The sequence below is a fragment of the Eggerthia catenaformis OT 569 = DSM 20559 genome, from assembly GCF_000340375.1.
In the GTDB taxonomy this organism is placed as follows: domain Bacteria; phylum Bacillota_I; class Bacilli_A; order Erysipelotrichales; family Coprobacillaceae; genus Eggerthia; species Eggerthia catenaformis.
Genome location: NZ_KB446646.1, coordinates 189,958 through 200,765 on the forward strand (window position 1 = coordinate 189,958; position 10,808 = coordinate 200,765).

The 10,808-nt window shown below is 31.1% G+C and carries 10 protein-coding genes; 6 read left to right on the plus strand and 4 right to left on the minus strand.

Going from position 1 to position 10,808, the window contains the following annotated elements; all coding sequences use genetic code 11:
- The 3 genes from HMPREF9943_RS00915 to HMPREF9943_RS00925 form a co-directional block, all read left to right on the plus strand.
- The coding region (locus tag HMPREF9943_RS00915; RefSeq protein WP_004801192.1) for a Cna B-type domain-containing protein at positions 1 to 351 on the plus strand (351 nt) is incomplete at its 5' end.
- 347 nt (positions 352 to 698) lie between these two features.
- Complete coding sequence (locus HMPREF9943_RS00920) at positions 699 to 1,073, plus strand: hypothetical protein (RefSeq protein ID WP_004801193.1); 375 nt, start codon at positions 699 to 701, stop codon at positions 1,071 to 1,073.
- A gap of 1 nt (position 1,074) precedes the next feature.
- Complete coding sequence (locus HMPREF9943_RS00925) at positions 1,075 to 1,320, plus strand: hypothetical protein (RefSeq protein ID WP_004801194.1); 246 nt, start codon at positions 1,075 to 1,077, stop codon at positions 1,318 to 1,320.
- A 16-nt stretch (positions 1,321 to 1,336) separates the two neighbouring features.
- Here the strand turns inward: HMPREF9943_RS00925 and HMPREF9943_RS00930 are convergent, their stop codons facing one another.
- Both HMPREF9943_RS00930 and HMPREF9943_RS00935 read right to left on the minus strand, forming a co-directional pair.
- Positions 1,337 to 1,801: a pyridoxamine 5'-phosphate oxidase family protein gene (locus HMPREF9943_RS00930; RefSeq protein WP_004801195.1), complete on the minus strand. Its 465-nt coding sequence runs from the start codon at positions 1,799 to 1,801 to the stop codon at positions 1,337 to 1,339.
- An 8-nt stretch (positions 1,802 to 1,809) separates the two neighbouring features.
- Entirely contained in the window at positions 1,810 to 2,841 is a 1,032-nt protein-coding gene (locus tag HMPREF9943_RS00935) for a lactonase family protein (RefSeq protein WP_004801196.1), read from the minus strand.
- A 154-nt stretch (positions 2,842 to 2,995) separates the two neighbouring features.
- On the opposite strand from HMPREF9943_RS00935, the gene HMPREF9943_RS00940 reads away from it, so the two are divergent.
- Positions 2,996 to 3,487, plus strand: a complete 492-nt coding sequence (locus HMPREF9943_RS00940) for an Lrp/AsnC family transcriptional regulator (protein ID WP_004801197.1) — start codon at positions 2,996 to 2,998, stop codon at positions 3,485 to 3,487.
- Between the two features lies 1 nt (position 3,488).
- Positions 3,489 to 4,667 (plus strand): aminotransferase class I/II-fold pyridoxal phosphate-dependent enzyme, encoded by a 1,179-nt coding sequence (locus HMPREF9943_RS00945; RefSeq protein ID WP_004801198.1) that lies wholly within the window; start codon positions 3,489 to 3,491, stop codon positions 4,665 to 4,667.
- A gap of 28 nt (positions 4,668 to 4,695) precedes the next feature.
- Here the strand turns inward: HMPREF9943_RS00945 and HMPREF9943_RS00950 are convergent, their stop codons facing one another.
- A complete protein-coding gene (locus tag HMPREF9943_RS00950) occupies positions 4,696 to 6,534 on the minus strand; it encodes a leucine-rich repeat domain-containing protein (RefSeq protein WP_004801199.1) in 1,839 nt (612 codons plus the stop codon).
- 469 nt (positions 6,535 to 7,003) lie between these two features.
- Positions 7,004 to 8,935, minus strand: a complete 1,932-nt coding sequence (locus HMPREF9943_RS00955) for an NAD(P)/FAD-dependent oxidoreductase (RefSeq protein WP_004801200.1) — start codon at positions 8,933 to 8,935, stop codon at positions 7,004 to 7,006.
- Between the two features lie 159 nt (positions 8,936 to 9,094).
- Between HMPREF9943_RS00955 and HMPREF9943_RS00960 the strand changes: the two genes are divergently transcribed.
- On the plus strand, positions 9,095 to 10,711 hold the full coding sequence (locus HMPREF9943_RS00960; RefSeq protein WP_004801201.1) for a vWA domain-containing protein: 1,617 nt from the start codon (positions 9,095 to 9,097) through the stop codon (positions 10,709 to 10,711).
- The last annotated feature ends 97 nt before the right edge of the window (positions 10,712 to 10,808 follow it).

Sequence of the window (10,808 nt, forward strand, 5' to 3'; positions counted from 1 at the left end):
GATAAGATCAGACCTGCAAGCATTACAGTACGTCTGTATGCAAATGATAAAGAAGTTGCCAATGTTGTTTTGGATAAAAACAATAATTGGACATACACATGGAAGGCTCTTGATAAATACGAGAATGGCAAGGAGATCAGGTATACGGTTACTGAGGACAAGGTCAAGGGCTATGAGACAACAATAGATGATAAAGACACAAAAAATATCATCATTAAAAACAGTCATAAACCGGAGAAACCAAAGAAGCCTGACACATCAGATCATTCAGACATTATGATGCAATTGATCATGATGATCGGATCACTGCTTGGAATGGTTCTTATTGCAAGAAAGAAAATGAATGCTTAGCATTATTAAAAGGATTACATATCAAGAAATGTAATCCTTTTCTATTTAATAAAATAATATAGTTAGACTTAATAAGATTAAAAATGTAGTAATAAAGTCATAAAATAAGAAAATGTATTGTTAAAATAAGTTATTTATGATACCTGACTTTTGAATCTAACATTCAAACATAGTGATAGTTAAAAAAGGAAATTGGAAATCAGGATCGTTTTCCAGTTTCTTTTTTAAATTTTATAATTGAATATTTGCTTGATCTGTCGTTCAGTCAGATAGTAATTGGTTAACGGTAAATGTGTTAAGACTTCCAAATCTTTGATAAACTCGCTTGATGATGTGATGTTAATAAAATGAATAAAACCATTAACAATCTTGACAGATGGACATTTTCTTTAAATTGCTCTTATTTTGCTGCAAAAGTATGGAATTCTGTAGCAAAGACTCAATTGTCATGCAGTTCATCATATGCATCTATGCCACTGCCTCAGGTCTTAGCTCAATCTATAAAGAAAAATCTTACATATTATACAACTAATAGAAAGATTGAATCTAATGGAAGAGATTATTTATATTATCATACTTCTTCTCATAAAACTCAGTGTAAATATCCTAAATTTAATATTCTGAATCCACTAACTAAAAGTAAGTTTATAGAGAAAGATAATATAAACATTACTGAAAGAAGATATACAACAAGTTTTCCTAGAGATTTTGAGGTAAACTAATATGCTAGGAGTATTCTTTATATTATTACCTATTATTATTTTATCTGTTGCCCTTATAAAGAGATTAGAATTAAAATACTGGTTAGGTCTTTATATTATTTATACAACAGCTTTTATTTATTTTACTATGATTAATCCTATTATAACTGATGGATTTTTTGGATTGATTATAATGTTTATATTCCTTGTTTGTATATCATTGAATCTATTTATTTATATTGGAAGAAGAAAGATTAATAAACAATAAAAGTAGCATCTAGATGCTACTTTTCATGTACTGTTTTTCCTGTTATATGTTCGATAGTGAACTCAAGCATTTGTACACGAGGACCGGCTTTTTTTATTTCTTCTTCTACTTCTTCTTGAGAAGGGTAGTACTTTAATCCCAATTCTTTTAATTGATCTATCCCATCAACAATATTAATATGACCGAAGGCAATAACACTTTTAACATAATATGACCAGTCACCATCTCTCTGTTCTCCTTGATTATAGAAGGTAAAACAGGCTTTATTATTTATTTTAATAGAGTCTATTTTATGACCTTCTTTAGCTCCATGAAAATAAATTTTATTTGTATTCTTATTATAATAGAAATCTAAAGGGATACCATAAGGATAACCATTTTCACCAATAATTGAAAGTACGCCTCTTTTTTCTGACTGAAGAAGTTCCAATACTTCCTGATCAGATAATTTCTGTTTACTTCTTCTTAGTTTTCTAAACATAATATACCTCACTGATTAAAACATATACATACAGGTGAAGGACAATCGATTTCTTTATCTGTAAGTAATAGTTTTTCATTTTCTTCATCAAGACTCATAACTTGTAATTTATTATCATTTTGAGCACCGATAATTAGATATTTATCATCTAATATATTAAAGTCTCTAGGTTCCTTACCGGTATGAACCATATAAAGTAAAGCCAGCTTACCTGATTTTTTATTGACACGATACATTGCAATACTGTCATGACCTCTATTAGAAACAAAGAGATGTTCACCGCTTTGTGTTAATCTGATAGCTGAAGCAGCAGAAAACCCTTTAAAATGATGAGGGATAGTACTTATATCCTGAATTAACTGGAATCTTTCATGAGAGTATTTAAAGACCATAATACTATTTGCGATTTCATTAACTAAATAAGCAAAACACCCATCCCAAGAAAAGATCATATGACGAGGTCCGCTACCTGGAGTAATATTTAAAGTATGTTCCGTATTTTCTTTAAGTATTCCCTGATCATAATTATAAAGAACAACTTTATCAGCACCTAAATCAACCGCATATAAATATTTATGATCAGGAGTAAAGCCGACATTATGAACATGAGGACCGGTCTGTCTTTTTAATAAGTCGGGACCTAATCCTTTATGTCTGACTGCTCCTATTTTATGATCTATAATCGCATTATTCACTTTATAAGAAGCTGTTGCACCAACATGATAGTTAGCAGCAAAGATATATTCTTTATCTTTACTGATACATAAATGAGTATAGCTTCTGCCGCTGGATGAATAATTATTATTAAGAATCAGTTGATCTTCATGAATTGTAAAAGAACCAAGCCCTCCTCCATCATTAGCACTGCTTGAATTTTTATAAGATACATATAAATGATTAGAGTCAGTAATAAGGTAGGAAGGATAATCCGGTGTTTTAATATGATTCTTAAAAGATAATGTCATTGTATCTTTATTAATATCATAGATATAAATACCCTTACTATCTCCTTTACCATAGCTTGCAGCATAAAATAACATATATATAACACCTCTCTTTATTATAATATTATCATAAATAGAAAGACAAAACTATGATGAGAATAAAAAGATTGTTTAATAAATAATAATAAAAATATTAATTTACTATTGAATACAATTCTACTATAATGAAGGCAATCAAGGGGGATAATATATGGAAGATAAACTTTTGCTGACTGTTATGCAGAAAAATGCACGTATAAAAATGACAGATTTAGCAGCAGTTCTTGATGAGCCTAAAGATAAAGTAATAGATAGACTTACTGAATTAGAGAAGGAAAAAGTTATTTGCGGATATCATACAGTCATTAACTGGGATAAAACAAATACTGATATTGTGACAGCTTTAATTGAGATTAAAGCGGTACCGGAAAGAGAATTTGGATATGAACGTATTGCTTCACGTATTTATAAATATGAAGAGGTAGAAACAATGTATTTATTATCCGGAAAGTATGATTTTGTATGTATTGTAAAAGGTCATACAATGCAGGAAGTAGCACATTTCGTAGCATCTAAACTTGCTCCTATTTCAGGAGTAACTGCAACTGCAACCACTTTTGTATTAAAGTCTTATAAGAATAATGGGGCGGTATTAGTAGAAGATGAAGATGGGGTATCTTCACGTCTGGTGGTGACTCCTTAATATGGACTTGAATAAAGCAATTAGTGATAGAGCACGTACTATTAAGCCTTCCGGTATTAGAAAGTTCTTTGATCTTGCCAGTCAAATGGAAGGGGTTGTTTCTTTAGGTGTAGGAGAACCGGATTTTACAACACCATGGAAAATAAGAGAAGCAGCTATTTATTCTATTGAAAAAGGAAAAACATTCTATACAGCTAATAGAGGATTAATAGAGCTAAGAGAAGAAATAAGTAAATATTATAATAATAAGTTTAATGCTTATTATAATCCGAATTCAGAAGTTATTGTAACAGTTGGAGGATCAGAAGGAATTGATATAGCTGTCAGAGCATTATTAAATCCGGGAGAAGAAATGATTATCTTAGATCCGGGATATGTTGCTTATGAACCGTCAGTTATTTTATCGGGAGGTCAATCAGTAAGAATTCATTTAGAAGAAAAAGATGAATTTAAATTGACTCCTGAAAAGCTAAAAGCAGCTATTACACCAAATACAAAACTCATGCTTATTAATTTTCCATCTAATCCAACAGGCGGATTTATGACAAGAGAAGATTATAAGAAGCTTGTGCCTATTATTAAAGAATCCGGAATAATTGTGATTAGTGATGAAATATATGCTGAATTAAGCTATGAACATGAATTCTGTTCATTAGCTTCATTTCCTGAAATTAAAGATCAGGTTATTGTGGTTAGCGGATTCTCTAAAGCATTCGCAATGACAGGGTGGAGACTGGGATATCTTTTATCTAATTCTATACTTTCATCGGCTATGGTTAAAATACATCAGTATATTATGATGTCAGCACCAACAGCAGCACAATATGGAGCATTAGAGGGATTAAAATATTGTGATGATGAGGTAGAAGAAATGAGAAATGCTTATATGGCAAGAAGAAACTATCTTGTTAAAGAGTTTAATGATATGGGACTTCACACCTTTAAGCCACAAGGAGCATTTTATGTATTTCCATCTATTGAGTCTACAGGATTAACATCAGAACGCTTCTGTGAAGCATTGCTTAAAGATCAGAAGGTAGCCTGTGTACCGGGTAATGCTTTTGGTGACAGTGGGGAAGGCTTTATCAGAGTTTCTTATGCTTATTCATTAGAGGAATTAAAGATAGCTGTAGAAAAGATTAAGATCTTCTTAGATAAATTAAAGAATAAAGATATTTAATATTAAAAGGGAATCAAATGATTCCCTTTTAATGTATAGTAAATTGACCCTCTAAGATATTATATGATGTAATTGGTTCCTCCTGATCATGTTCATCATCTTCATACATAAAATCATAATTTATTTTAACCTGATAATAGTATGTTCCTTTACTAAGATTAGTTACATGTGCAGATATTTTATCTTTAGTATAATAGGATGTTCTATCTTTTTCTTTCCATGTAAATGACTTATATTTCTTTATTTCCTCTATGATATTCGTTTCTAAAGAAAATGATAATATCTTAGCATCTTTCATATTCTTATTTTTAGAATAGTAGAATATATATTGATAGTATTCAAAGAAACTATGAGGAATATTGAAGACAGTGACATTTAAAGATTTATTAGAAGTTACTCTAATATCTGCCCATATTGCTTCTAAAGTTATATCTTCTGTTTCTTCCTCAAGTATTCTTAACGGTTCTTTGAGATGGTTTGCCTGTCTATTTGGCTGATACCATCCTACAAATAAACAGCCATCTTTTTTAGCTAGGGGCAAAGTGACTTTACTTCCCGATTTAAAGCTATTAATTTGTTTACCTATAATGCTTCCACCATTAAGATGATAAGTGATATGAAGATCTTTTCCTTTCTTTGTTTCACTTTTATTAATTCCGGGAAGAATTGTTTTTGTATATGTCATATTATTATTTTTCCATGTCACTTTACCATTGGTTGTCTCATATGTTTGTGATGTTCTATTAATAATCGCTTTTATTCGGCTATAATCATGATTTTTAGTATTATTATCATCTTCTACCTCTTCCGGAATATCATTAATGCTTGTGATAGGACTATCAATAATTAATTCTTCCAGCTTTTCATTTGTGGTTATAGGCATAACATATTTTGTAACAGACGGATCATAAAATTTTCCGGCAAACTCAAATTTTTTAATATTAGGAGGAAGACGTGATGGTATGACTTTTTCGACTTTAGGAATATAAAGATTTTCTATTTTCTTGCTTATGCATAATGAACCCATATGAAGCAGTTTAAGATTCTTTCCATAAATAATTCTTTTTAAATAGATATTACCAAATACACTATTTGCATATCTTCCCCAGCTTATTAAGCTGTCAGGCATAACCAATTTTTCAATAGTACTGAATCCAAAGCCAATAATTGAAGTAATACCTTCTTCAATCGTAAGAGATTTTAAATGCGCATATTTTCTTTTTTCTCCATCATTTTCTAATTCTACAGTTTCTATATCTTTTATTTTAGATGCATCAATAGCACCTACTTTTCCTTTACCTCTTAATCTGGCATGTTTATTCTTATCAACAAGAAGTGTTACAGTATCTGATATTTTATAAGTCTTATCGGCTTTAAAACTATCATTATGAGCAATAGTAAGACTTCCCTTTCCAAAAGCATAGTCAGTACTCTTTCTGGATGCATCATTATCTGCATATCTTATCTCATAATAGTATGTTCCGCTTTCTAAGTCCTCGATAGTTAATTTCATATAATCTTTAGTATAATCTTTGATTAAATGCTGTTTATATTCAGTAAAAGGAAGTGTTACAGAAGTCATAAAAAGATAAGCATATTGATAATCTTTCATATCCTTATTCTTAGAATAAAGAAACTTATATCCTAAATGATGTTCTGTATTATTTTTAATAGTAAGATTAATATCTTTATGAGAAGATATATTAATCTTTTCTGTTAGTTTCTTGCCATTGTTATTATCTTTTGAAGGTAAAGTATCTTCTCCTTTAAGATATCCTGCATGGATAGCTTTCCATTTATTATTATCAGATTTATGGCATCCGACTATAATAAGAGATAATGATATGATTATCAGTAGTTTTTTCATGATTAGCCTCCTTCATTCTTTACTTTAAAGCTCTCTTATCTAATCTGCATAAATATTGCTGATTTTTTAATCCTGAGCAAGGAACTAATAGAATTTTTATAAAATTACCGCTTTGTGGTATGCGGACTGCCTCCATTTCCATTTCTCCTGAGAAAATCGCATTGCGTAAAACATGAATATCTGCTTTGAAGCTTCCATTACTTGTATATCTTTTTACCCCTAATCTGTGTGCGGCAGTCATTACCATTTGAGTTGCTATTTAAGTCCGGCAAAAAACATGTTTTTTCTTTGTGATCAGATTAATTTAAAGCATTACTTTATTTGTATTATTTTTATTATTATAATTAACCATTTCAACCCTCTCCTTTCTATTATTATATATTTCTAATTGTATGATACTTAATTTCACTTTTATAATCAAGAAAGCATAAAAAAAGAAATTCAAATATTTGAATTTCTTTAAAATATATTAATAGTCATACAATGAATCATTCATAACTCTAATTGCATGATAGCCTTCATGAACAGCATCCAGAATCTTTCTCGGCTTAATCGCATCTCCTGTGATTGTTACGTCTGAGAAGTTTTCTTCTAAGAAACCTGTTAGTTCATTATTTGATTTAAAGCCTACAGCATTAATGACAGTATCACATGGAATTGTATATGTTTGATTATCTTTTATATAAGTAACACTCTTTGGTGTAATTTTTGTGACAGTTGCATTTGCGATACAATCAATATTTCTGGCTTTAATCATATCTCTTAGATGCTGGTCATTATTTAAGCAGTGATTAGCAGCCAGTAAGATATCAGGAAGCATTTCTATTAGTGTGACATGATTGCCTTTACCGGCAATATCACAGGCTGATTCACTGCCTGCTAGACCGGCTCCAATCACAACAGTTTCTTTACCGGCTTTTACTTTATGAGTAAGATAGTCACTTGCTAAAATTGTATGTTCAATACCTTTGATATGAGGAATAAATGGAGAAGCACCTGATGCTAAGATAACTTTATTATAGTTCCCTTTGATAGTCTTTGTTGTAGCTGTAGTATTCAATCTGATATCCACTCCCAATTTATAGCATTGTGTTTCCATATATTTAATAAGTTTAATAACATCTGCCTTAAAGTCCGGACCGCCGGCTGCCCATAATGTCCCACCTAAACGATTTTCTTTTTCCATTAACGTAACATCAAAACCTCTCCTTTTAGCAGTTATAGCCGCCTGCATACCGGCAGGACCGCCACCAATTACTAAGACTTTTTTATGAATCTTTTCTTTTGGCAGAGCATATTCTTTTTCGGCATAACATAATGGATTAACAGCACAATAATAATGCTTTCCTGAGAAGCCTGAAAGCAGGCATTCATTACAGCCAATACAAGGTCGAATATCTTCTGTGTGTCCGCTTTGCATCTTTTTAGGCCAATATGGATCTGCCAACATTTCATGGGCTAAGCCTAAATAATCTAGAGTATTATCAGCAATAACTTTTTTAGCAAGATCCGGATTAAAGAGTTTTCCATCTCCTAATACAGGAATAGAAACAGTCTCTTTGATAGTTTTTTGAACATCTAATTTAAATCCTTCTTTTGAATAAATAGTAGTAATAGCCTGATACCATTCTTCATAACATCCGGTATCAACATGTAAAGCAGTAACACCTGCTTTTTCCAATATTTTGGCCATTTCAATACCTTCATCAATCGTTCTAAAACCTTCAACTCTATGAACAGGAGTAAACTTAACCAGAATAGGAAAATCTTTTGGAGTATTCTTTTTAATGGCTTCAATACATTCTAATGTAAAACGCATTCTATTTTCTAAAGAACCGCCATATTCGTCAGTTCTATTATTCCATTGAAGACTATGAAACTGATCTAATAAGTATCCGCCATAAGCATGAAGTTCAACAGCATCAGCACCGGCATTAATTGCAAGTGATGCTGAATAACCGATTCTTCCTACAAGATATTGAATATCTTCTACAGAGAATGGCTTACAGATTAAATCTTTGAACCAGAATGATGGAACAGAACCGGCACTGTATGGAGGTGTAAAAGGATCAGTAAATTGTTGTCTTCCTAATCCCGGTGATAACTGTACACATACTTTAGCCCCATAATGATGGCATCTGTCTATCAGCATATTCAATCTTTCAACATGATGAAAATCAGATAATTCAGTACATGGACGAGGCTCATATTTTGAAGAAACAACATTTGCTCCGGTAATAATTAGACCGGCACCGCCTTTAGCTCTTTCTTCAAAATAATGAATACCATCAATACAGTAAGCACCGTCGGCTTCTCCGGTAGTACCCATTGGACTCATAAAAATACGATTTTTCAGTGTCATTGACCCTAATTGAGTTTTGTCAAATAATGTGTTGGTCATAATAATCTCTCCTTTACCATAGTTAATTTACACTTTACCTAAGTAAATATTAGTACTGTATGAAAACGTTGTCAATAATTTAATACGTTCCGTTAAAGTAATTGATTGCTTAAAAAAAGCATGATAAAATAGATATATAGTATATAGGGAAGGGTATTTATGAAAAAGTTATATTTTATTTTTGTATTACTGCTAAGCAGTACATTATTGTTAGGTTCGACATTTAATATAAAGGCGGCGAATAAGAATACAATTTCTACCGCTAAAACAGCTTCATCATTAAATGCGAATAAGGAAACACAAGTGAAATTATCATTTCCGGGTAAGGAAGATAAATTAGGGTCCGATATTGTTTTTGTATTGGATAAGTCAGGAATGTCTGCTCAAAATGATATTTATACACAGGCAAAAGTGTTTTTAAAAAACATTAAGAATCAGGCAAAAGATAAGAATCTTGATGTTAAGATTGGTGTTGTTTTATTTAATAGTATTGGAAATATTAAACAGAAATTAACGAATATAAGTACTGATAAGGGATATAAGGATATTCTTAAAGCTCTAAATTCATCAGTTTCTATGGGGACAAATATGCACGCCGGTTTATTAGCTGCCCAAAAGATGCTGGAAGATGATAAAACTGTAGCAGATTCAAGAAAGCATATGATTCTTATTTCTGATGGAGCAACTTATCTTTATTCAAAGAACAAAGATTATACAAAGGCTTATACACGTTCCTTTGGTAATCCGAAGAATCAAATTAATCCTAAGACAGGTAAGCATTATTCTAATGGATCGGATAAGAAAGGCGGTATCTGGGAATACCAAAGCAGAGATTATAATACTGAAAGTACTGCTCCAAAATTTTATAATGCGAATACAGCTGAGAAATTAAAAGCTTATCTTAATGAGAAAAGAATACATGATAAGGATTTTCAGAAGTATGAGTATGAATATAATTTTGCTTCCGCATACTTGAATATAGGACGCAAAGTGATGCCGATAAGCAGTGATGCGGTCGCAAATATTGAAGCCGGTTTTATTTATGCGTGGGATACTTATAAGCAGATTGACAGTAAATATAATACTTATGTTTATTATAAGAATGCTGCTGATTTTGATGGCTCAGAATTTCTTAAGTTATTAAAGGGTGGAGAACTTGATACATCATTTACAGAGCTTGAGAATAAAGTAACTACAATGATTTCTAAGGGTTCCAGAGTTGAAGACTTTATCGGCAGGCATTTTGATTTTATCAATGATCTTAATAAGATTCAGATAAAATCAGGATCATCAGTCTTGGATAAAGAAAGAATAAGCAATTATAGATATGGGTTTGGTAAAAGAAGTGACAACACATATAGATATGAACTTATTTATACACCGGGTGATAATGAAAAAATTGAATTAAAAGTTAATGAAAGTGTAAAAGCAGATAATCTTCTTGAATTAACTTATTTTGAGAAATTAACAGTTATTCCTGAAAAACCGGGAGAATATACATTTAAAACAAATGAGAAAGCAATTCTTTATCCAATAGATAGTAACAAAAAACCAGGGAAAGCTCTTGTTTTTCCGATACCTCAGGTAACATATACGGTTAAGAAAATAGAGATTAAGGAAACTGAAAAGAAAATAAAAGAAAAGCATAAAATAAAACCTGAAAAGAAAGAGGTAAAACCTCAGACCGGTGATCATACAGCAATATTTGCAATGATCATTCTAGTAATAGGATCAGTAATAGGAATGATTGTTTTAATAAGAAAAAAATCAAAATAACAGGAATGAAAACAGATGATTTAATCATCTGTTTTTTATGTATGTTTATGGGATCGATTTTATTAAAAAAAGAATTGACAACATAAATGTGTAAGGG

Coding starts and splice junctions, on each gene's coding strand:
- HMPREF9943_RS00940 (WP_004801197.1), top strand. CDS start 2,996: ATGGAAGATAAACTTTTGCTGACTGTTATGCAGAAAAATGCACGTATA.
- HMPREF9943_RS00945 (WP_004801198.1), top strand. CDS start 3,489: ATGGACTTGAATAAAGCAATTAGTGATAGAGCACGTACTATTAAGCCT.
- HMPREF9943_RS00960 (WP_004801201.1), top strand. CDS start 9,095: ATGAAAAAGTTATATTTTATTTTTGTATTACTGCTAAGCAGTACATTA.
- HMPREF9943_RS00930 (WP_004801195.1), bottom strand. CDS start 1,801: ATGTTTAGAAAACTAAGAAGAAGTAAACAGAAATTATCTGATCAGGAA.
- HMPREF9943_RS00955 (WP_004801200.1), bottom strand. CDS start 8,935: ATGACCAACACATTATTTGACAAAACTCAATTAGGGTCAATGACACTG.
- HMPREF9943_RS00925 (WP_004801194.1), top strand. CDS start 1,075: ATGCTAGGAGTATTCTTTATATTATTACCTATTATTATTTTATCTGTT.
- HMPREF9943_RS00920 (WP_004801193.1), top strand. CDS start 699: ATGAATAAAACCATTAACAATCTTGACAGATGGACATTTTCTTTAAAT.
- HMPREF9943_RS00950 (WP_004801199.1), bottom strand. CDS start 6,534: ATGAAAAAACTACTGATAATCATATCATTATCTCTTATTATAGTCGGA.
- HMPREF9943_RS00935 (WP_004801196.1), bottom strand. CDS start 2,841: ATGTTATTTTATGCTGCAAGCTATGGTAAAGGAGATAGTAAGGGTATT.